Origin of the sequence: Paraburkholderia bannensis, from assembly GCF_014200455.1 — a bacterium.
Taxonomy (GTDB): domain Bacteria; phylum Pseudomonadota; class Gammaproteobacteria; order Burkholderiales; family Burkholderiaceae; genus Paraburkholderia; species Paraburkholderia bannensis_A.
Map to the genome: position 1 here is coordinate 294,140 of NZ_JACHBW010000007.1, position 23,736 is coordinate 317,875.

General features: G+C 57.7%; 14 protein-coding genes. 2 read left to right on the plus strand and 12 right to left on the minus strand.

What is annotated here, in order from left to right:
• Positions 1–10 precede the first annotated feature (10 nt).
• The 8 genes from F4827_RS14215 to F4827_RS14250 all read right to left on the minus strand — a co-directional run bounded on the left by F4827_RS14215 (position 11) and on the right by F4827_RS14250 (position 11,134).
• Complete coding sequence (locus tag F4827_RS14215; RefSeq protein WP_183724575.1) at positions 11–1,627, minus strand: hypothetical protein; 1,617 nt, start codon at positions 1,625–1,627, stop codon at positions 11–13.
• Between the two features lie 235 nt (positions 1,628–1,862).
• Positions 1,863–2,906, minus strand: a complete 1,044-nt coding sequence (locus F4827_RS14220) for a polysaccharide pyruvyl transferase family protein (protein ID WP_183724576.1) — start codon at positions 2,904–2,906, stop codon at positions 1,863–1,865.
• 123 nt (positions 2,907–3,029) lie between these two features.
• On the minus strand, positions 3,030–4,061 hold the full coding sequence (gene galE, locus F4827_RS14225) for a UDP-glucose 4-epimerase GalE (protein ID WP_183724577.1): 1,032 nt from the start codon (positions 4,059–4,061) through the stop codon (positions 3,030–3,032).
• 28 nt (positions 4,062–4,089) lie between these two features.
• The gene (locus F4827_RS14230; protein WP_183724578.1) at positions 4,090–5,235 is read right to left on the minus strand and encodes a glycosyltransferase family 4 protein; all 1,146 of its coding nucleotides are present in this window, start codon (positions 5,233–5,235) and stop codon (positions 4,090–4,092) included.
• A gap of 167 nt (positions 5,236–5,402) precedes the next feature.
• Positions 5,403–5,990, minus strand: a complete 588-nt coding sequence (cysC, locus tag F4827_RS14235) for an adenylyl-sulfate kinase (RefSeq protein WP_183724615.1) — start codon at positions 5,988–5,990, stop codon at positions 5,403–5,405.
• Positions 5,991–6,326: 336 nt separating this feature from the next.
• Positions 6,327–7,754, minus strand: coding sequence for a mannose-1-phosphate guanylyltransferase/mannose-6-phosphate isomerase (locus F4827_RS14240; protein WP_183724579.1), 1,428 nt, complete (start codon positions 7,752–7,754; stop codon positions 6,327–6,329).
• A gap of 199 nt (positions 7,755–7,953) precedes the next feature.
• Positions 7,954–9,648, minus strand: a complete 1,695-nt coding sequence (locus F4827_RS14245; RefSeq protein WP_260175197.1) for a capsular biosynthesis protein — start codon at positions 9,646–9,648, stop codon at positions 7,954–7,956.
• Positions 9,649–9,982: 334 nt separating this feature from the next.
• Positions 9,983–11,134, minus strand: a complete 1,152-nt coding sequence (locus F4827_RS14250; RefSeq protein ID WP_183724580.1) for a glycosyltransferase family 1 protein — start codon at positions 11,132–11,134, stop codon at positions 9,983–9,985.
• Between the two features lie 286 nt (positions 11,135–11,420).
• On the opposite strand from F4827_RS14250, the gene F4827_RS14255 reads away from it, so the two are divergent.
• Complete coding sequence (locus tag F4827_RS14255; protein WP_183724581.1) at positions 11,421–12,590, plus strand: polysaccharide biosynthesis/export family protein; 1,170 nt, start codon at positions 11,421–11,423, stop codon at positions 12,588–12,590.
• 402 nt (positions 12,591–12,992) lie between these two features.
• Positions 12,993–14,063, plus strand: coding sequence for a hypothetical protein (locus F4827_RS14260; RefSeq protein WP_183724582.1), 1,071 nt, complete (start codon positions 12,993–12,995; stop codon positions 14,061–14,063).
• Between the two features lie 271 nt (positions 14,064–14,334).
• Here the strand turns inward: F4827_RS14260 and F4827_RS14265 are convergent, their stop codons facing one another.
• The 4 genes from F4827_RS14265 to F4827_RS14280 form a co-directional block, all read right to left on the minus strand.
• A complete protein-coding gene (locus F4827_RS14265) occupies positions 14,335–15,879 on the minus strand; it encodes a glycosyltransferase family 1 protein (protein ID WP_183724583.1) in 1,545 nt (514 codons plus the stop codon).
• Positions 15,876–17,999, minus strand: a complete 2,124-nt coding sequence (locus F4827_RS14270) for a glycosyltransferase family 2 protein (protein WP_260175198.1) — start codon at positions 17,997–17,999, stop codon at positions 15,876–15,878. Before F4827_RS14270 ends, F4827_RS14265 begins: the two co-directional genes overlap by 4 nt.
• 127 nt (positions 18,000–18,126) lie before the next feature.
• A complete protein-coding gene (locus F4827_RS14275) occupies positions 18,127–19,116 on the minus strand; it encodes an NAD-dependent epimerase/dehydratase family protein (protein WP_221303681.1) in 990 nt (329 codons plus the stop codon).
• Complete coding sequence (locus F4827_RS14280; RefSeq protein ID WP_183724585.1) at positions 19,109–23,584, minus strand: glycosyltransferase; 4,476 nt, start codon at positions 23,582–23,584, stop codon at positions 19,109–19,111. The genes F4827_RS14275 and F4827_RS14280 overlap by 8 nt, the downstream gene beginning before the upstream one ends.
• Positions 23,585–23,736: the final 152 nt, after the last annotated feature.

Consider the following 23,736-nt stretch of genomic DNA (forward strand, 5'->3'; position numbering starts at 1 on the left):
CAACGCTCTATCAAGCGGCAAACATCCGTAGAAAACGGCGCAGAGGGGCGGTAACTCGCCAGGAGCGGCTTTTCAAAATGGTGTTTCGTTCGGCGAACAGTTGATCGCGTTCGATGAGCAAGTGATCGCGCTCGGAACGAAGCTGCTCTCGCTCAATGGTCAAGCTGTCCAGCCTGGCCAGCAGATGCTGGAATTCCATTGTGGTCTTGCCCTGATCGTTCACTAACTGATCTCGCTCTGAAAGCAGATGTCCATACTGCTGGATCATTTCGATTTTCGTTGTCGCTAGCTGGCTCAGTTCCTCCGTCAACTGCTCAAATTGCCGAGGGTACAAGCGGTTAATGACCTCGGTTGCACCGATTGCCAAGGTTTCCATGTCGACGATGACGTTCTTCAGGCCAACCTGGTGTTCTGCTGGCACGTGCACGATGAACTGCGGATCGTTATGCGTAAAGCAACATTCAGCAGCGTCGAAAACATAGGTCGCATTCAACGGAGTGGCATTCAGCACCAGCTCGCCGGCTTCGCTCGTTACGCAAACCTTATTGATGCGCACGATCGTGTGATCATCGACGGGATCAAAGCGGAATGCCAGAATGGCTTCATTTTGCGGAAAACCTCCGAAAACATATCGACGCGCGCCCCGGATCACCGATCTGCGCAGCGACTCGATTTCATTGAATCCTGAGCCGGAATCGAAATACAGCTGCGTAGATGGCATATTGGCTAGCATTTGAGCGGGCAGGGCGTTTTCCCATGAAATGCGGCTGTGGTCCTCCAGCTGCAACGCTTCGAATACGCGTGCGCGTACGGCTTCCGGGGAAGTCATATGAATCAGCGAACCTGTGCCATCCAACGGATAAACGTTGTTTTCCTCTGGCACCTCAACCAGCCGGTTGACTTTGAGCCCTTCCGCCATGGCATAAGCGAACGACGGATTGCCGATAAATAGCGCGGAATTGGCCAGAAGCTTCGCGAGATCCAAAAAGCTTTCCGTTTGAAACACCGTTCCGCCGATGTTTCTGCGCTCGATTTGATCGCTCCCAACGCCTACGAAGAACACCCTGTCTGCAGGTACGTCGCGGAAAATGTACTCGTAATAGGCGTGGTCAAACCGGCGATAACGGTTTGTTAGACCGACAACGATGTAGGGTTGCTGCTTCACCTTGTCCGTAATCGGCGCCGCGTCGATCGTGATCCATGGCCTCGCGCCATCGATCATCAGATTGAACGGAGTGGCGTGGGCATACACCAGATGCAATCGGGGATTGGTGAAGCTGGCCCGGAACGAATCGAGAATATAGTCGACGCCGAGATCGGCAGGGTTGGCGAACTCCCAAGGCACGCCCGACTTGATGATCGTGACGCGTCGAACGAATTTTTGGGCGAAGAGCAACGGTACAAGCGCTTTGGCTGCTTGGTCGGTCAGTACTCGACCGCCGAATCCAGGGTCGGCGCAGACATTTAGAATCAAATGATTGACATCGAGCATGCGGCATGTCGGCAACGCATAGACGATGTCGCCGATATTGCCGGAATGGAGTCCGGAGCGCCACGAGTCAGCGTTGCGGTCATCATCGGAAGCGAAGTATTCGGAAACGATGGGGATCGCCTTCAGAATAGTCATAATTCTGATGTGTCTGTGATAGAAAGCGCCAAAACGCATAAGCACTTTGGGGCGTATGCAGTGAGTCGAGTTTGTGGCTGTAGGGGTGATTCCGCAAGAAAATGTGGCCTCCGAAATCTGGGCGCGCCGTGTTGCGTCCGGGTGATCAGTCGTGACCGCGCGGCGTGGCGCCCGTCATTTGTCTGGCCGTCCTGCGATATCGCACCTCAACGGCGCTTGCCGAAGGCATCAATCGTTATCGAGCGGGAAGCGCTTCAGAGAGGAATGCTTCCACTCGACGTTTCAAGTCGCCAAATGCGCTGCTTCTGAATGAGCGGATCACCTTGGATTGTTGGCGCGCATCTTGCAGAGTGGTCCCGGCGGCGACGCGAAACGCTTCCCGCGGAGTAACAATCGGTAATAAATCGCCAAACAGTTTTTGCGTACTCCGCAGTCGGAAATTGTTTTCCTCCGCGAGCAGAATGGATGGGACGCCGGCAGAAAGCCCTGCAAGCGCGCCATGTAAACGCGTCGAAATGATGGTCGAATAGCCCGCGAGCTCCTCTAACAGATGGTCGGGTTCGTAGCTATAGACGCACGGGTGCTTCAGACCAAGTCGTGAGAAGCGATTGTGTTCGTCGGTATATAGGCTGACGATATCCAGGTCGATTTCGCCCTGAGCGTCACGCAGCGCCATTATCAGGCTCTGTACGAAATCCTCGCCAATGCTCTGATTCACGACCGAGGAGTTTTGCACGATCACGCCGACGCGGCTTTGCTCAGGCCCACTGTCGGACTCGGGTGCGCAGTAGAACGCGGGACACGGCAGGGAGATGGCTTTGGGCGTTGCGAGTTGCCTATTCAGACATTCTGCGAGGTCCGAGCTTCGCGTAGTGATAAAAACGTTGTCGCGATTGAGGACTTCGAGTTCGTGCGGAGCGAGTTGGGGCAGCGAACTTCCAGAGCCCGCGCCCAGGATAAGGACTGGGATGTTCGGCGCAGTTAGCAACCGGCGGTAAATCTGTTCAACCGGCTGCCCCAGCCATTCCGGTGTGCCAGCGAAGACGACAAGATCAACGATGTCCAAGCCGGGATCGCGCAGCGAATTCGTAAGAAAATCGGTCCGCATCCGACAATCAGTCCAGCGATCGATAAAAAGATCGGGATTACGATTCCAGAGTAGCCAGTTATGGCGAGAGCCCAGAATACTGCGCAGTAATCTTTCGACCCCTTTTCTTATGAACTCATCGCCAGGATTCCATTGTCTCGTGGAGCTGACGAGGATGTTCATGCGGTTCATTGGAAAGCCTCTTGGATAGTCCTGACTGTGTCGGAATTATGTCACTCCTGCCCGACACTACTCAGTTTCGCTCTAATTTTTTCCCTTTCAGAGTCTGACCAATGAAGCTTTCCGAAAACTGCTTTACTCAAACCCACGCGGATTATTTTCCTGCCACCGCCAGTGATCGACGCACATACGCTCGATGCCGAACTGGGCCTTCCATCCGATCAGTTTTTCCGCCGTCGCCGGGTTCGCATAGCACTCAGCGATATCGCCAGGCCGGCGCGCCACGATCTCATACGGCACCGGTTTGCCCGACGCAGCTTCAAACGCCTTCACCACTTCCAGCACGCTGTAACCGCGACCCGTGCCCAGATTCACCGTGAAGCCTTCGTCACGCGCCACCAGCGCATCAAGCGCCTTCAAGTGGCCCTGCGCCAGATCAACCACGTGGATGTAGTCGCGCACGCCCGTGCCGTCCGGCGTCGGGTAATCGCCGCCGAACACGCGCAGCTTCTCCAGCTTGCCCACCGCAACCTGAGCGACGAACGGCATCAGGTTGTTCGGAATACCAGCCGGATCCTCACCGATCAAGCCGCTCTCATGCGCGCCCACCGGATTGAAGTAACGCAGCACGGCTATACGCCACGATGGATCGGAAATCACCGCATCGCGCAGGATCTGTTCGGCGATCAGCTTGGACTGGCCGTACGGGTTGGTCGCGGAAAGCGGGAAAGTCTCGTCGATGGGCGAGCGCTCGGGCACGCCGTACACCGTCGCCGACGAGCTGAACACGAACTGCTTCACGCCATGCTGGCGCATCACGTCGAGCATGACGAGCAGGCCGTCGAGGTTGTTACGGTAGTACTCGATAGGCTTGGCGACCGACTCGCCCACGGCCTTGAGCGCAGCAAAGTGGATCACGCCTGTGATCTTGTGCGCTTCAAAAATGCGCGTGAGCGCCTGCGCATCGCGAACATCGGCGTGATAGAACGCGACCGGCTTGCCCGTAATGCGCTCGACGCGGGCGAGCGACTCCTCGCGGCTGTTGACGAGATTGTCGACGGCGACCACATCGTAGCCACCGTTGAGCAGCTCGACGCAGGTGTGCGAGCCGATGAAGCCCGCGCCGCCCGTGACGAGGATCGTGCCTTTGGAGTGAGTCGCTGCCATGCTGTATTCCCGTTTGCTCTCAATCTAGTTAGAAGGTCGATCCAGTAATGTCCTGGATCAAGTCCCGGTAGCGTTGTACCACAACCCGTTCATCGAATTCTTTCTCGATTTTTTTCCGGCCGCGCGTGGCCATCGCCGCGCGTTCTGATGGGGGCATATCGAGCATTTTTGATAACGCCGCCGCAAGGGAGGCCGCTTCGTGCGCCTGGCAGAGCAGGCCGTTTTCGCCATCGGCGACCACTTCGCGACAGCCCGGTACATCGGTCGCAACGATCGGGCGGCCCATAGCGCTGGCTTCCATTAGCGTGCGTGGTACGCCTTCTCGATAAGAGGGCAGGACCACGCAATCGGCGTCGCTAATATAGGGGCGCACGTCGGCGGTTTCGCCCAGATACTCGATCACGCCTTCGCGCTCCCACGCGGCCACTTCCTCGCGCGTGATCGCGCTGGGGTTATCGACGCCGACTGGGCCAAGCAGTTTGAAACGCGCGTTCGGATAGCGCGCACGCAACTGGCGCGCGGCTTCGACGTATTCGCCTACGCCTTTATCCCACAGCAATCGGCCGATCAGCACGAAAGAGAATTCGTTGCGCTCGGGCAGCGATTCGAATGCAAAGTCTTCGAGATCGACGCCTTCGCCGTGCAGCAGGCGCGCGCGTTCGGGATGCGCGAGCAGATTGCCTTCGCGGAAAGCGGTTTCGTCATCGCGGTTCAAAAACCACACTTCGCGCGGAAAGCGGAACGCAAAGCGATAAAGCAGCTTGGCGACCTGCGCGGCGCGGCTTTTCTGGATGAACACGTAGCCCAGACCCGTTGTCACTGCCAACGAAGGCACGCGTGCCAGCCACGCCGCAACGGAGCCGTAGATGTTCGGCTTGATCGTGTAGTGGAATACGACGTCGGGTTTGAGGGCGCGATAGTGCTGGTAAAGCGCGCGCAAGGTGCGCAGATCGTGCAGCGGATTCGTGCCTTTGGACGCCACCGGCAGATCGATGCACTCGCAACCCATCTGCGCGAGCGGTTCGAACGTGCGATCGCGCGGCGCGATGATGCTTACGCGTGCGCCGCTTTGCGTGAGCGCACGCAAAAGTCCGCGTCTATAGGTGTAAATCGCCCACGCGGTGTTACAGACGAGGGCGATGTGGAGAGCGTGGTCTTTGGCGCGGGAATTCACAGGCGGGACGATCCGGGTGCGTGGCAGAGTGCGTGCGATGCGCGCAAACGCGCTTAAAAAAGCGGGTTTGTTGCGGCGTGCAGCATTCTAACCGACGGCGCAGCGCCTTCGAGACGCAGACCGGCGCCGATCATCCGTCGCGCGTGAACGGCGACGGACACAGTATTTCAGGCGTGGTGAATCGGCAGCTTTTGCAGGATCGCGTCGATGCAGAGTTCTTTGCTCATATGCGCGGTCTGCACATGGACGTCGTGCTGCACAGGCGGCTCATAAGCCGAACCGATGCCGGTGAACTGGCGAATTGTGCCCTGGCGGGCTAGCGCGTAGAGACCTTTTACGTCGCGCGCTTCCGCCACGTCGAGCGGAGCATCGACGAAGACTTCGAAGAATTCGTTTTCAGCGAAGAGCGCGCGAGCGGATTCGCGAGCGGCGCGGATTGGCGATATCGTCGCGACGATCACCACGAGGCCTGCGTTGACCATCAGCCTGGCAACCTCAGCGGCGCGGCGAATATTTTCGCTGCGATCCGCATCGGAAAAACCGAGATCCCTGTTCAACCCCAGACGCAGACTGTCGCCGTCGAGCAGCGCGGTATGAAGGCCACGCGCGTACAGGCTTTGTTCGAGAAGATTGGCGAGGGTGGATTTCCCCGCCCCGGAAATCCCTGTCAGCCAAACGACGAATGCGCGCTGCCCCTTGATGCGCGCACGGTCCGATGGCTGGATGCTCGTCGGGCTCTCAACGACGATCTGCATTGGCTCTCGTTTCATTTGGTCTAGTGTTTTGCGCGCTTTTCTTGCACCTGGGCGCACGCGCTAACTGATCTTGATTTTGCTGCGCTGACAGTGATTTCGGCTCGATTCGAGTCTGACGGAGCCTGCGCCTATCCGTCTGGTTTGAAAGCTTATTCCGGCGACGATTTTAGAGTGAACTGTAAGGTTTTGGAAATAGTTCCTTAATCATTGCGTTACAATCGTTTACAAAGGTGGGCTTTCAAACGTTTGCGGCCCGGATGGTGTCGCGACAAACCCACAATCTGTTACGCAAAGATGAAAAAAGGGGCGTTTTTTTAAAAAAGCCCCTTCGCGATATTACGAACCGGTGCGGCCGTAGTTGTCTTCGAACCGCACGATATCGTCCTCGCCTAGATAAGCGCCGGACTGGACTTCGATCAGTTCGAGCGGGATGCGGCCGGGATTCGCGAGCCGGTGCGTCACGCCAAGCGGAATATAGGTCGACTGATTTTCACTGAGCATGATCTGCTGATCGCCATTCGTCACGAGCGCGGTGCCCTTTACGACGATCCAGTGCTCGGCGCGATGATGGTGCATCTGCAGGCTCAACCGCGCGCCCGGATTCACGACGATGCGCTTCACCTGAAACCGCTCGCCCTGATCGACACCTTCATACGAACCCCACGGACGCACGACGCGCGGATGCGTGATCGACTCGCTGCGCTTCGCCTTCGTCAGATGCTCTACGATCTTGCGCACATCCTGCGTGTTGTCGCGATGGGCTACGAGCACAGCGTCGGCGGTTTCGACGATAACGAGATCATCCACGCCGATTGCCGCCACCAGACGATGCTCCGAGCGCACATAGCTGTTCGCGACATCGTGCAGGAAGACGTCGCCCAGCGCCGCGTTGCCCGCGCCGTCGGTTTGTGCGAGTTCGGCAAGCGCGGACCATGAGCCGATATCGCTCCAGCCAATGTCGTTCGCGGTAATCACGGCGGCCCGGTCGGTTTTCTCCATCACGGCATAGTCAACCGAAATACTCGGACAAGCCGCGAACGCTGCCTCGTCCAGACGCAGGAAGTCGTGGTCGGCGCGCGCGAGTTTGAGCGATTGTTCCGCCTGCTCGGCGACCTTGGGCTGATAGCGGCGCAGTTCATCCATGAAGGTCGACGCCTTCAGCATGAACATGCCGCTGTTCCAGTGATATCGGCCATCGGCGAGTAAGGACTGGGCGGTCGGTGCATCTGGCTTTTCGACGAAAGCGTCGACGCGCCATGCTGGCACTTCGTAGCCAAGCGACTCGCCAAGGCGGATATAACCGTAGCCCGTATGCGGTTCGGTCGGCTCGATGCCGAACGTGACGAGATACTGGTCGCTCGCTGCGTGAGCGGCGGCCTGCACGGCTTGGGCAAACGCCGCGTCGTTGCGAATCGCGTGATCGGACGGCAGCACGAGCAGCAGCGCTTCGGGCGACTTGTCGAGCACGATCAGCGCCGCCACGGCGATGGCGGGCGCGGTGTTGCGCCCGAGCGGCTCGAGCACGATGGCAGTGGGTTTTACCTCGGCTTCGCGCAGTTGCTCCGCCACCAGAAAGCGCTGGTCATTATTGGCGATGACGATCGGCGCAGCCATGCCGTCGATATCACGCACGCGCAGCGCAGTTTGCTGAACGAGCGTGCGCTCGCCGGCAAGATTGAGGAACTGCTTGGGATAACTGCCGCGCGAGAGCGGCCACAGGCGGGTACCGCTTCCGCCGCAAAGAATTACCGGATGGATGGTCATTATCGATTGGATCGCGGAACGCGGCCGACGAAGTGGCGCCGCGGATATTCGTTCGTGCTGTGACGGAAGGCGCGGCCGTCTGAGGAATCTGTAAGACGGGCAGCCTGACTGGCTCACGCCCGGGGCTCCCCGTACGCGGCGTCGGGCGTGTCGTTCCGCATTCTATCCGAACGATTCGCGCTGCAATATACGGCCCGAATTAACCGTTGCGAGTTTGCCCGACGCGCTGCCCGATGCGCCAGGCGAGGTGTGCGAGCGCATTGTGCGTCCAGCGTCGCGCCTTGCGCCAGAACCGCCAACGATCGCCCTGGACGGACCGTAGCGGGCGCGCCGCGCCGGGGGCCAGGCGTGCCGCGATGGCTTCCGGTGTCGTGAAAATGCCGAGATCCCAGTCCCAATAAAGCGGATAACGAAGCAGCGCGCCGGCCGTGAGCATGTCCAGTGTGAGCGTGCGCTCGCGCCATGGGAGTGGCGCGAGCGCATCGTGCGTCAGGCCCCAGCCTGCGTAGAACGGCATGCCGTAGGCGTGCACCTCTTTGCCGCGCAGCAGCGCGTCGAAACCGGCCAGCGAGGAAAGCGTGTGGATCTCGTCGGAGGCTTCGATCAGGGAAAGCACATCGGATTGCGTGTCGACGATATCAGCGAGACGCTGTGCGTCGATCAGCCCGTTGCGATTGCCTGACATAACGTCCGGATGCGGCTTGTAGACGATGAAGGCGTGTGGCCTGCGCGCGCGCACTTCCTTTAACAGCGCGTCCGCCGTTGAAATGGCGCGGGTGCCGAGTCGGATCGAGGCGTCGTCGGCGACCTGGCCGGGCACCAGCACGACGCGTTTGCCCGCTGGCGCTTGCCACTGCGGCTTGCGGCGGCCGAGGTTGTATTTCGTCAGGCCGCTCGCCACGATCTGCGCGCGCAGGCGGCCCGCGCGCTTGAGTTCGTCGTCGGTGAACGACGTTTCGTTGAGGAGCATCGAGAGATCGCTCGGGCGGCTCGCGTCGAAATAAAGCCCGCGCGTATCGATCACCTGGCTGTGGGGCGCGTTCATGTCGGAGCCGAGGCCGAGCGAATGCAGGAACCCGTCTTCGATACGGATCTGGCGCACGCCGCTGGCGAGCCCTTCGGCGCTGCGGGCGCCCCAGAGCGCAGCGCACTCGTGCGGTGCCACTTCGGCTGTGGAATCGGCCCAGCGCAGCGCGTGGCCGCCAGCGCCCAGATAGGGCGTGGCGAACGGACGCTTCCACCATTGAAAGCGCACGCCGACGACATCGCCGAGCGCTTCGAAGCGGGCCGCGACCTGGCGTTGCAGTTCGAGGCTGTCGAGAAAGGTGTCGAGGGTGCCCGGCGTGTGTGTGGCCGGATCGAGATAACGGCCGAAGTGCAGAAACGCGATGTCGAAAAGCGCCGCAAGCGTTGGGCGCGATTGTCGGGCTGGCTGCGGGTGTTCGTCGTGCGTGATCCCCCAGCCCGCATACCACGGCGAGCCAAAGACATGCAGCGGCACGTTCGCCAGCAGGGCGTGCAGACCTTCGGGCGCGGCTAATGTATAGACGCGGTCGACTTGATCGATTGTGGCGCAGGCGGTGCTGTCGGCTGAGGCGTGGAAAATGCCGTGCGGCAGCGCGTCGCATGCTTGCGAAAGCCAGCATCCGCGTCCGTTGGCGCGCGATCGGATCAGCCAGAACTGCGCACGCGGGTGAGCGGTTTCGGCCGATGCCACCATCCGCGCGAACGCCGCGCGCCTCGCGCGCGCGCCGAGGCTGTCGTGCGTGCTCGATGAACGTTCGTCGATGAGCAATACGCGTTCGGTGCTGGCATCGGCGAGTTGCAGCGGCGTCGCGGGCCGCGGAGTGCGCCGAGCCGGGTCGAGCGCGTGCGTGAGGCGAACGCGTGCCATCAGACGGTTGATATCAGGCGCGGCGTCTCTATGCTGATTGCATAGAAATGCTGCGTCGATCGCGCGGGCGAATGAGGCCGGCGACCCGTTCGCGCGTGGCACGCTAAACCAGGCGAGCGGTCGGGCTTCGCGAGTCTCGCGCGTCCAGAGTGGGCTTTGCCACGCGGCTTCGAAACGGCGGCGCGTCAATTGGGCGATAGTGAGCGCGATGCGTCCTGCGATGCTGTCGCACCAGAGGACGTTGGATCGTCCCACGAGCCAGCCGAGCTCGCGGGTGCAGCGCTTGAGCGCAGCGAGGTGCAAGGCGGCGGAAAAGGACGGCGGACGGTTCACGCTAGTTCAGCGAGGCGAGGAACTGATCGACGGCCTCGAAGTGATCCGCCCAGCTAGGTGCGCTAAATCGCTCGATACGCACGAGTTGCGTCGCGCGCGCGCCGTTGTTGGGCGCTGCATAGGCTTCAACGCTGGCCAGCCAGCCCGGGCCGTCGAGTGGGTCGAGATAGTCGGGGATATTATCGGCGATCTCGCGGAATACGCCGAGATCACTGGCAATCACCGGTACGCCGAGCGCCAGTGCTTCGACGAGCGGCATGCCGTAGCCCTCGACGAACGACGGGAACAGCAAGGCCTGCGCGTGTTGCATCCACGTGCGCAAGTCCTCGTCGGAGCAGCCGTGCAGTTCGATCACGGCGCCCTGCAGGTGAGTGCAGCGATCGAGCATGTCGATGGCGTTCTCGCATTCCCAGCCGCGACGGCCGATCACAACGAGCTTCGGCGCTGCAGCGCCGTGACGTTCAACGAGGCGCCGCCAGACTTGAAGCAGAAACCAGTGGTTCTTGCGCGGCTCGATCGTTCCCAGCACAACGAAATAGGGTTGTGCGATGGGTGCGGGATGCGGCGTGCGCGTGGTGATCGCAGGGGCGAGCCGGGCGACGACGCTGGCGGGCAAGGGCAGGCCGGCTTGTTTCGCTTCGGCGGCGAGTACGTCGAGCGTGTCCTGGGAGTTGGCGATCAGGCCGTCAGCGTGGGTGAGCGCGGTGTGGATGCGTTGGCGGTGCGCGGCGTCGACGCCGGGGCGGCAGAATTCGGCGTGGGTCAGCGGGATGAGGTCGTGGACCATGAAGACCGGGCGCAACCCGCGCTTTTTCATCGCGTTGTAATAGCGCTGAAATTCCATGCCGTTATGGCTGGTGTGGAGGAGGACGCCTTTGTCCCTGTTCTTTGGGCCCAGATGCTTGATGCAGGCGCGTGCTACGAGTTCGCGAATTGCATAACGTTTGCGCACGCCGGAAATAATCAATCCGAACGCGTTTTGCGAGTCTTTTTCAGATAAAACCGTCGAAAAACCGCGTTCGCTCAGGACTGCGTGCGCGCCGGCGCCATAACGCTCGATGTAAGCAATGCCGACACGGTCAACACCAGTGGGTAGCAGACCGTCGTAAAGGCGTGTCAACAGGCGGGTGACGTCCAGGAGAATTCTTGACACGAGGATGCGTTCTGGTCTTGGCGACAGGAGTCGCTGGCTTCTAACGTTACTGTCAAATACTTTCTAATACGTCCATTCTATTTCAAGTGTCGGGGTGCGGCAATTTTTCGAAGCTGCGTATTCTTGACTTGCTTATCTTGACTGGCAAAGAGGTTTTCTGCTCTGAATCGCCCGGCGTGCCTGACCTCGCAGATCATTGGCACGTGTTTTTTTTGTCGGCGACATACTAATTGAAGAGTCATCGTGCGACAATTCTGGCCGCTAGGAAATTACAAAATGGAAAGCGATGTCGCGTTTGTCATATGGGGCTTTGTGGGCAACGTATGTTGCCGGGGCTGTGATGCTGGCGGGTTGCGCGGGGGCGATTCCAACCTCCGGTCCAAGCAGATCGCAGATTGATAACGTACAGGCGGCCCCCGATGCCGCGGGTATCCAGATTGTCGATCTGACCGATAGCGTCGCGCGCAAGTTGTTCGCTGAGCGGCAATCCGCAGATTTTGCGACGACCCTTGGAGGCAACACGGAATTCAGGCAGCAACTTGGGATTGGCGATCTCGTTGACGTATCCATCTGGGAAGCACCTCCGGCGACGTTATTTTCTGCATCTGGCGCGGAAGGTAAAGGCATCGGGGCAGGGTCCCAGGTGACAGCGTTGCCAGAGCAACTCGTAGACGGCGACGGTAACATCACGGTCCCGTTCATCGGCGCATTGAAGGCTGCGGGACGTACTCCAAGCCAGCTTCAACGAGACATCGTGGGGCGTTTGCGCGGTATCGCGCATGATCCGCAGGTGCTTGTGCGGCTTGCGAGTAACGCTACGTCGTACGTGACAGTTGTTGGTGATGTCGCGGCCAACAAGCGCATGCCTTTGAGCGCTCGTGGCGAACGTGTGTTGGATGCCATCGCGTTCGCAGGTGGCGCGCGTGAATCGGTCGACAAGGTGACTGTTCAGGTGACACGCGGCGATGTTGTCGCCTCACTCCCCATGCAGGCGCTCATTCGTGATCCACGGCAAAACGTGCCGTTGCACGCAGGCGATGTCGTGACTGCGGTGTTCCAGCCCTATAGTTTCACGGTGCTCGGCGCGACAGGCAAGAATCAGGAAGTTAACTTCGAGGCTCAAGGGGTCTCGCTTGCTCAGGCATTGGCTCGCGCAGGTGGATTGGAAGATTCTCGCTCGGACGTCCGGGGTGTATTCATTTTCCGATTCGAAGATGCGAGCGCGCTGACATGGCCGACTAAGCCGGTTCGCACCACCGCGGATGGAAAGGTGCCTGTGATTTATCGAGTGGATTTGCGGGACGCCAATTCGTTCTTCGTTGCGCAAAATTTCATGATGGACAATAAGGACCTTCTGTACGTCTCGAATGCCCCAGTGAGCGAGTGGCAAAAGGTTTTGAATCTGTTCTTTTCAGTCGCATATCCCGTGGTGACTGGCGTCCAAACGTTCAGATAAATGTTGCTGTTGTTACGCGGCGAACGGAGCGATTCCGCTTCGCCGCGATTCGACGTCAGGTTCTTTCGTTTGAATTGCGTTCATAAAAAATCGGAATACTGAAGAAGCGCGCCGGCAACGTCACGTAGTGACGTAGGTTGCGAAGGAAGCACTACCGACGGACCACCCTCTCGAAGCCGCGGATCACCAATATCGTTGCCAGCGAACTGGTCAGCAGTCTCAAAAATCAGGTTCAACGCTTGTTGTTAATTCCAGTTATCCTTGGCATTTTTTTAATAAAAACGGAACGGTCAGTTGACGGCGCAAGCAGTGCCGCGTGAATGACGAGCGGCCTTTGGGTTGAAGCAGAAGAATATCTACTTGATTAAATAAGGGCATAAAATGAGTCGAAGCTTCCATACTATGATTCCCGGCAACGCGGTGGTGGAAAATAAAACGATTGTTGTCCTCGGGTTCGCGCGGGGCGGCACTTCGCTAATTTCCGGAATGCTGAGGGAATTTGGTGTCTTTATGGGAGACAACGCTCACGCATTAAAGCACGAGATTGATTTGTTCCATGAGAATGATAGTTCTCAGGCAATCATTCATCGTGTTGAAGATCTAGATAAGCAATATAAGATGTGGGGTTGGAAATCACCACGTGCTGTCTTCTTTGTCGACAAGCTGGCGTGTTACCTCAGCAATCCGCATTTTATTATTGCCCTGCGGAATCCAATTGCTGTTTGTCAATCTGTTGGTCGTCACAATAAGCTGCCAATGGCAGTTACCATGCGGGATATAGCGCCAGTATTCTCAGCGATCGCTGAGTTCACCAGTCGATGCCCATATCCACTCGCATTTTTTAATTTTGACGAAGTTAACGAATCACCTCGTCAATTGGTGGAAGATCTGAGGGAGTTTCTTGGTATTTCAGATCCAGACGGAAAGTTAGCTGCCAAAGCAACGGCATTTTTTCACGCCGAAGGTGGCTACCATGCCGTCAGTGCGGATGTGGACCGCGCAGAGGAGTTAAGACTTAATCTGGAGGTTGATAATCGGATCGATTCCATTGGGATCATAGAGTCGCTTGTCCCCCCGCGGGTGAACCAGATGCGGGAGATGACGCGACTCTTGGAGGAAGACAGTAGCAAAGCCGATGCGATCGTTAAGCATCTTGGAAACAAGCTGGACAAACTGCGTGCCACTCAGGCTGAGGTTGAATCATCAATCGATGGCAAAGAAGTCGACGGTGACGCAGAGGAAATGAGTCCTGTTTTGGATAGTGCGAATATTTACGAAAATAACATTGAAGAAAAGCTGGCTTACGTGGATAAAAACTGGTTTCGTGCCGAGGAGACGCTGTCAATGTACGCTGAAGCCAATGCGGAACTTCATCGGGCGACGTTACGGCGCCATAGTCTCCAGCGTCAGATTGGTAAGCTCGAAAGCTTGATTTCAGAGGCGACCACGGTGAAAGGTACTACTTCGGAATAAACGCCAGTCTCGTTCGTGGTTACGTCGATAAAGAAATCAAGAACGCCTCAAGTGGATCCTCTTACTGTTTGCATCGATCGAAAATGTAACGTTGTACATTTTTCGATCGACAGCCAACTGTTCGAGGCGTAATAGTTCCTTGATTTAAGAGCCTGCTTGTCGTGTTCGAGATTGCCTTTCTGTTGGCATAGCTATTCCGCGCCCCGTGGACAAACCCGCTTGATCTCTTAACGGGCGGCCTTAGCTTTCGAGGATAGTGTTCTTCAGATTTTTACGTGTCTTGCCGACCAATTTGCGTCAGGAACGCCTCCCATTTTGGCAAGATTGCTTCGGGCAAATAGCGCGCCGATACAGCGGCGCCTCGCTCGATCATCATCTTGCGTCGCGCGCTGGCATTCTCGTCAGAGAGCACTTGCAGCAGGCAGGCCTTCAGATTGGTGTCCGAGTGAGAATCGAAGTACTCGGCTGCATCGCCGTAGATTTCGCGATGTACTGCGATGTCCGACGCGACAACAGCGCCGCCACTGCGCATTGACTCAATTCCCGAAAAATCAAAGCCTTCGGCCAGGCTAGGGCAGACCGTCACTGCTGCGTGTCGATAAAGCACGCGTAATTCACTTGCAGGTACACGATCAAGCGCGAATAGCGCGCCCTGCTGGATCCACGGCCGCATGTCACGGACGATTTGGTCTGCTCCCCATCCGTTGCTGCCGACGATCACAAGTTTGAGAGTGCTGTCATATTCGGTTCGTAGCGCAGCGAACGCGGAGATTAGGAGGCTGTGATTCTTGCGCGGTTCAATTGTCGAGACAACCAATAGATACTTCATGCCGGCATCGTCGGTCGTGTCGACATCCTGGGGCGTGCTCACCCCGTCGTGCACAATTGCATTGCGGCGAGCACGGACGATTTGCGCGACTCGTGCGGGGGGAGGATTCTCGCAGAAGTAATGGTGCGACACCATGTTATGGATCGTGACGCTGCGCGCTTCGGTTTCCGGAAAGACGGTCATCAAGGCTTGGCGTGTGGTCTCCGAGACGCAGGCAAAATAGGCACCGCTAGCGACGTTGTCTGCCAGAGCCTGAAAATGTGTTGCCTGGTGCCGGGCCTTGTTTGCGAACGCATGAGGCATGAAGATTGGCAACGCGTCGTGATATCGGATGACAAGTTTGGTGTTTTTTGTGACGCGTCCAGGGTAAGGCGTCTGTGCGACGAAGATGTCGATGCCAGACGTATCAAGCGTCGGATAAACCGGACGGCCTCGCCACTTGCGCGTCAGCAATCCTGCGGATTGTAGGATATTCCAAGGCACTTGACAGACAAGGTGATCGCGACTCGTTACGGGTTCAAAGTCCTCTGGCGGGAGCGTTTTTTCAAATAGCGCGTGCCAGACGTATTCCTCAAAATGTCGAGGCTCGAACTTTGTGAGTCTGACTAATTTGCGATTGCCGCCGAGGACGGCGGAAAGCATCAGTCGGTAGGCCACGCGTCGGCGTTTCAGGTACAACCGTATTTCGTCGAATAACTTGCCGCTCGGCTTTGTGTCGAGACTGACGATCAAGCGGGAGTAGCGATCGTAACGCTTGCTGTCAGGCTCGCGCGTAGTTTCACGAGAGTTCAACTCGCGTGGCGTCCCGGCTATGAGAAAGCGCAGTGACGTCTGCAGCAGACCTGTTATGTCGATCGACTGACTATCGCAGAAAGCACGGAACAACAACCGGGTTTCCTGTGGTATCCCGGCGAATCCGTCGAGTGCCGGACGCATTTCCAGCAATGTGCGAAGCTTTTGGGTAGAGGGCAAGACGGAATAGCTCATGTCAGGGTAACGTGCGCGCCAGTGCCGACGGTCTTGCTCGACGCGCCTGATGCTTGGCATCGTGGCGGCCATGCGTATCCGAAATCTTCGGCTTCGAGCGTCAGGTTTGGGTTGTAGGCTGGGTCGTTGTGCAGCAAGTCGCCCCACATCTGTTTCATATATGCTACTTCGCGAGCGGTGCGTATGCACTTTTCGGGCGTGTCGTCGTGGCCGCGAGTGGCCGACTCGTGATGGTACAACTCAGCATACGGAGTCCAAATGTTCCGGTATCCCGCTGCCTGTACACGCAAGCAAAAATCCACATCGTTGCAGGTGATCGCAAGTTCCCTTTCGTTCAGGCCTCCGACCTCTTCGAATACATCCTTGCGCACGACAAGACAGGCTCCTGTTACAGCCGAAAATGCCTGAATGACGGACGCTCGTCCGCGCGCGCCGGGATGTCCTTGCGGAAAGAACCGATGAACGTGCCCCGCTATATCATGTATGCCGAGCACGACACCCGCATGTTGAAGCGTGTCATCGGGGTACCATAACCGTGCGCCAACGCAGCCTATCTCCGGACGCGCTGCGTGGCTGACCATCTCCGAGAGCCAGTCAGGCGTGATTACTTCAATATCGTTGTTGACGAGGCCGAAGATGGCGCCACGTGCATGGCGGGCGGCGAGATTGTTGAGTCGGGAGTAGTTAAATGGCTCATCGTCCCGGATGACCTGTATTTGCTTCTCGTCTGCAAGTTTGCGCAAATACCGAAGCGTGGAGGGGTCGTCGGAACCGTTGTCGACGATGAGGATTTCGTACGGTGAATAGGTTGTTTTTTTAAGAATCGATTCAATGCAGCGCTGCAACAGATGCAGCGAATTGCGTGTCGGTATTACGAGACTCACAAGCGGCAATACGTCCGGCAGTCGATAGCGTAGCCGGTAGGCAACTCCATCGTTCTCGATCTCCGCTGCGATGCCGCGCCTTGCGAAGTGCTCTTGAAGCGCACGCCGGCCGGCATCGAGTGCATAAGACTTGATTTCTACTTGAGATGCCGTGCTCGACGAGTGTGCGCGCCAGTGGTACAGGACGCGGGGGATGTGATGAATTTCTGTCGCCGCAGTGCGTTCGATGCATCTCAAGGCGAGATCGTAGTCTTGTGCTCCCTCGAAGCCGATACGGAAGCCGCCGATCTCGCTAATCAGTGAGCGTTTGTAAGCACTAAGATGGCAGAAGAAGTTGTGTGAGTAGAATAGATCGGGGTTCCACTCGCTCTTGAAGTATGGATCTGAGCGCAATCCCGCTTCGTCGATTTTGTCTTCGTCGGAGTAGATGATTCGCGCAGCGGGCGTGTGACCGATTGCGCTGACCACTTCGAACAGAGCATGTTCGGCGAGTAGATCATCCTGGTCGAGAAATGCGACCCATTCGCCAGTCGCCAGTTCCAACGCGCCATTCGACGCGGCGGAGATGTGGCCGTTGATGGGCAGGCGGACGGACTTGATGCGGGAATCCTTCGAGCGATACTCGTCGAGTAAGTCGCCCACTTGCGAATCTGTCGACGCGTCGTCAGCGATGCATAACTCCCAGTTGTCGTAGAGTTGCGCGCGAACCGACTCGATAGCTTCTCGGAGCCAGTCGATGCGCGGGTTGTAGACCGGCATGACAACGGAGATCAGTGGCGTGCTGGCGAGCGTTCCGATATCGACGCGGATGGCATCGCGTTCGGTTTCGCTCAGGGTGCCAAATGCCTGAACCCACTTCGTGTAGCCGCCAATATCGCTACCCTCTTCGAATACGTCGCAGTAATGGTGCCACAGTGCGTCCGTCGGGAGAGGCGCGCTTGTCCGGTTGACGGTAATTCTGTATGCAGGATGCGACGTCATCAGGCGTTTGTGCATCCTGGAAGTCGCGAAGCGCTGCGTAACGCGCACTAAAGCGAAATGGGCGATGCAGACATCCGTGCAGGGGAGGTCGAAATGCAACTCCAACGGTCCGTTCTGATTGACGCGGACCAGTCTTTTGCCGAGGCGCCCCGAATAGACCGTGAACGGAAGATCAACGTGATCTTCGCGTGCAGCAGGTGTCCTGATACCGCAGATCGTGCGGGTTTTCGGCAGAACGACCTGCAGTTCAAGCATGTACCATCCCGGGCGCACAGTTCCCCCGAGGCGGAATACTGAACCTGGCTCTGTCGATGGCGTGGTGGGTCGCAGTGACGACTTTTTCCAGCGCCAGCGTCCGAACCAATGTGTAACAGCGGCCCACCTAGACGATTGCATAGGATTGCGCCTTTGCGGAGGCGCCCAGAGCGTCATGAAGCCATATATATGTGGCCCGCAATGCGTCGTGCCAAGGTGTAGCAGGGTTCCAGCCCAAATACGTCTGAGCGCGGCGGATGTCGAGCACGTTCACTGGAACGTCGGCGGCCCGGGCGTGTTGATAACCAACTTCGGGCAACTCGCCGTGTATAGCCTGGATTGACGCTATGACGTCGTTGACAGACCTGCCGACGCCGCTGCCGATGTTGTATATACGCGGAGCATCGGGTTCGTTAAGCACCATCGCAGCGATGATCGCGTCAACGACGTCCTGTATATAGACATAATCCCGCACGACGCTGCCATCGCCCCAAATGCTGATCGGCGTACCAGCCAGCGCTTTGCCGAACAGCGCAGCGACGAGACCTTGATCGTGCGGCATCTGGTGCGGCCCGAACGGATTTGCGATTCGTAGCGCTACGTAGTCGAGGTGATGCAATTGCCGATAGAGATGAAGGTAACCTTCGACCGCGTGTTTGACGACGCCGTAGGAGCAAATCGGACGCGGCAACACGTCTTCGCTGATCGGAGTATTTGTCTGAGGTCCGTACACAGTCCCGCCAGACGAAGCGTAAATGACCTTGCCCACGCCGAGTTCACGGCATCTCTCCAGTAGTGTGAGAGTACCGATGAGATTCTCCTGGACGTCGCGGACCTTCTCGGCATTTGACGGTGTCGGCAGCAGCGTGTTTGCGAGGTGAACGACGAAGTCACAGTCCCGCACAGCGTGCTCGAATGCGCTCCCGGTGGCCAGGTCAGCGCGACGCCACTCGACCTTGTCCACAAGCACATCGCGAGCACGCTGGGAGCGACCCACGCCGACAACGGTGGTTCCGGCATAGTGTAGCGCGATGCAGAGATTCGTCCCGATGAACCCATTCGCTCCCAGCACGGCGCAGCGGGCGCCAGCCAGCCGCGACAGGTTTTGCTCATGCAAGTGCATATTCGGTCCTGGTCACCATCACAGCAGGGACACCGCAAGCGTTGAAAAACGCCTTCGTAAACGCCTTGGTCGAAAACTGCTCGTCGAAGACTTGCTTGCCTTGCATGGCGATATTGGGCAAGTCGTTCGCCCGGTCGACAGCTTCACGCAGCATATCGGCGATGTCCAGTGGACTCGGGGACCGTGAAATGAACCCGGATTCGCCATGTTTAATATATGACGACGTGCCAGTCGTATTCGTACACATCAAGACCTTTGCGACACCGAGCGCGTCAATCGAGACCAGCGGCAGCGTGTCGTCGCGCGAGGCAATCAGGATCGCATCTGCAGCAGACAACTCTTCAACGTACTGCTCATACGGAATTTCCGTGAAAATAGAGATCTCCGGCAGTTTCTGCGCGCTAGCCTCGACAGCACGGAAAAACGCGTCATCAAGTATCCGGCCATAAAGATTCAGCCGAAGCTTTGCGCGATATTCGGGAGGCAGCAAGCCGAACGCTGCGACAGCAAGGTCCTGCCCTTTGCGTGGCTCGTAGCTACCCATCAGTGATACATTTAGCGGGAAGCTAACTTTCATCGGAACGACAGGGTCGGCGCGATGGGGTTGCACGCCGTACTTGAGCACTTCTGCGTTGCGCCGAAACTGCTTAACCAGCACTGCAGCATGCTCGCTGCCGACCCAAACGCCGGTCGCAGCGTCGAATGCCCCTTTGATGCCTGGCTGCACGTTCAGGAGGTGTTCAAGCAAGGAAATTTCGTGGATGTACCAGTATGTGTCGACCACGTGGCTCAATTGCATGACGGCCGGCCACGTGACGACCGTATTGGCAATCACCGTGTCGAAATTCTTCGCAAATCTCTCTACTGACGGATGCTGGAGCAGCAAAAGCTCGTCGATGATAACGGGCACACCGATGTCGTTCAGTTGCTGGCGGAATACACCGTCAGTCGGTGAGGCCACCACAACGAAATGTCCTGCCTCCCGTAGCACGCGTGCCATCTCGAAGACGACGCGCGGTGCGCCGCTGCCCGACAGATCATGGGAGACCAGCAGAATATCCTTGCCGCCCTCTGGGCTCTGGGGCACATCGGCGTACAACTGCCACGCGTCCGGCGAGTCGTGATAGAGAATGTCGCGCATTGCGGGCGGGAAATAAGGGTCGTAGGAGACCTCTTTCCCCCAGCGTCGCAACAGGAAGATATCGGATTTGTCCTTTTTGGGCTTTGTGCCGCGACGAGTTTCGGCTTTCTCAGCCTTCTCGGTCTCGCTGATAGACATATGGCCGATGTGAATGAGCGTCGCGTGCGGGGTATAGAGGCAAGTCCGACCTGATTCGCGTACGCGGAAACACAGATCTACATCCGAATGAGAAATCGGTGCATTGACCGCGTCATAACCCCCGAGCTCGTCAAATACGTCCTTTCGCATGGCGAGGCATGCGCCGCAGATAAGCGAGACCTCGCGCATCCACTGCGCCATGCTGAAATGCCGATCCGTTTCGTGCGGCAGGCAATGGAACGCCGTGCCGACAAGGCCGCGCACACCAGACACCATTCCTGCGTGCTGAATCAGGTAGTTCTCGTAGAGAAGTTTTGGCCCGACCACGCCGACATTCGGATCGATCGCAAAACCCTCGATAATCATTTCGATCCAATCCCGGCTCACGACGCGTACATCGTCGTTGAAGAAAATGACGATCTCACCGGTGGCGCGCGCAGCCCCTTCGTTACACTTCAACGAGAAGTTGAATGGTCGGTCGAACGACACTAACTGCACACAGTTCGGCAAGTCGGGTGTATCGAGCTTCCTGATCAACTTCGAATTGGTGACGACAAGGATCTCGTAGTTACCATAGAGCGATTGGTCAACGATGGACGCTATCGATTCCTTGATGTTGTCGAGGTTGTCCGATGGGATCACGATCGAGACTTTTTGCTTCAACGCGCTAACCAGCACCCGGAAGTGATTGGCGGCACGCTCGCCAAATGCCTCGCCTACCAGATTTCGGCGTTTGGCCGCATCGCGCAACGCGGCAACATTGGTCGTGCGTGCGTGCGGTTTGTCACCCTGTGCGGAGGAGCCCGCAATCATTCGCCAGCCGTAAAGTACGCGATCGATGTGGTGCACGCACTTGGCAACTTCTGCAACGCGCAGTGCGAGGTCGTAATCTTGCGAAAAATCGTACGCAGAGCGGAAACCGCCGACTTGATCCGCGATCGTCTTAAGGTAGACGGATAGATGGCCCGTGTACATGCAGTTAAACAGCATGCTCGGGCTCCAGTCTGGCTTAGTAAACAGCTCGGTCGGCATCCCATACTCGTCGATTTTGCACTCGTCCGAGTAAAGCATCTCAACATCCGGGTTCGCCTTGATCGCCGAGACGACGCAATGCAGTGCGTCGCTGGTCAGCATGTCGTCGTTGTCAAGCAAGGCAATGTATTGACCGGATGCCATTGCGAGGGCGATGTTCGTGGCACCAGCGATGCCTCGATTCGTCTTCTCTATCGAAACCCGAATGCGTGTGTCGCGTGCCGCGGCGTCGCGCAAGAACTGAGCGAGGGCCGGGTCATTCGATCCGTCGTCTACGACGCAAAGCTCCCAGTTGGAGTAGCTCTGGTAGCGCACGGACTCGATTGCTTTAGCAAGGTATTTAAGGGGCACCTTATATACCGGCATCAGAATCGAGATTCGAATTTCCGTCGACAGACTTGACAGTTCCGTCGCCTGAGCCGTGAAACGAGGCGTGATCAATGCGAGCATCGCCTCGTAGCGGCGAGCGATCGGATCGTGAACTGTTGACGGCGTGGATTCGGCGGGCGCCTCGAGGGCGAGGGCAGCCTGGGAAGCACCGAGCGCGCCTGTTGCCACGACGTTGTTCAGATGCGAGAGATTGCGATTCATTTCCGCAAACTGAAACTGTATTGCTTCGCTCAGCACATTCAGTTTGTTTTCGATCGCACGAATCGAATTGTCCCTTTCCTGTGCGCGTGTCACGGACGTTTGACGGAACCAGTTCCGGGGTGACAGCAATTTCTCGCGCCTGTAGCTCCGCATCAGACGATCCAGACCGGGTAGTTTGACGCGAGCCGATCGACCTTCAGGGCTGAGGTGGAGCTGCGCAATCAGTTCGGCTTTGCTGATGCCTGAACGCAGGCGCGCGAGGTAATACCGCATGCCTTCGACGTCCGGTGCGCGGCGCAGTAGCGTGTGATACGCGACCGTCACGAAACGTTCGTCATAAAGTGCGATCAGCTCAGACAGGCTGGATGCGGGACTGTGCGTTTGAATCATCGGAATGGTTTCCCCGGTAGGTCGGGCCGCTGCGGCGGCCTTCGTGCAGTCTGATATAGCGTGGCGGATGATCCGCTGTGGTGGCTGCGTCAATGACGCAATTGTTCCAGCGTCCTCATCATTGGCCGTACTTCGTTTTATCCCGCTCTGTGGCGCGAGTTGTGCCTGGAGTGCACGCATTGGCCGCATCCATCGCCATGGCAGCGCCGAGCAAGCCGCAGAGACTTGCCCAGCAAGCTGGGCGTATGCAGCTTCATGATGCTGCTCCTTGACAGTCAGTTTGATTTGCAGATCGTCAATTGCCCGCTGCTTGCCTTCAAGCTGCAATGCAAAGTACTGTTCGCGATCCTGTCGATGGTGTTCGGATACGCGCTTCAGTTCGTGTAGTAGCCCAGCGAGTTCGGCTTCTCGGGCCACGAGCTTGCCAAATGCGAGCTCGATGCGTTGCTGCGTCTGCTCAATCAAGTTGGCGTTAGCGCGGGTAAGCTCACGATTGACGGCGCGATCGTCGTCGATCCGGCGCTGCCACTCGCAATTTAATGATTCGAGACGCTCCGCGAACTCGCACTCGCGAGTTTCGAGGCGCAACATATAACCGTCGAGTTGCTCGTGAACCTCACTTGTACGTGCCGCTTGCTCACTTGTCCAATTCTCGAGCAAGGCCAACCGCGCCTCAAGTGCATCACGAGTTGTTGCTATCAGGACTCTGTGCGCGCTGTCCTGTTCTTTTACGAGCGCGCGGGACTTGTCCAGGTCCACTGCGAGTGCGCGCTGTGCAGCTGATAGGGCGTCTGCGCGGGATTCAAGGCTTTGGCTCGCACGCACTATTTCTGCGAGGGCCGCCGCTTCACGTGCGGCCGCGTGTCGTCGCTGGCCTGCGACGAGCTCCTTGACACTCTCGATCATTTGCCGAGAAAAGTCACTCTCATTGTCTGCCAGTGAAGTAAGGTCGTCATCGAGTTGCTGGCGTGCTGCCGCAAGCTGCTCCAGCAGTGCTTCTTCTCGTTCAAAGTTAGTCTGCCACTCACCGTCGTCGCGATCCGCAGGAACGCTGCACTCGTTTTCGTGCATTCGTGTCGAAGCATCGCCTTCATTCGATGCTGCAATAGCCTGCAGCCCAATCGACTGAGCGCTATCGCTAACTTCGAAATCGTTGTCGGGAGTATTCATCAAATTCCCCAAGAGATGGTGAGGCTTTCAATCATTGATCAAACCCGCAGCATATTGTCAAAAGATTAGGTATTAGCGTCCGGCAAATTCGTTTCGAGTGGTCGCGCGGACAGGATTCGACCAACGAATCGGTGCGACCGGCTACCTTAAGG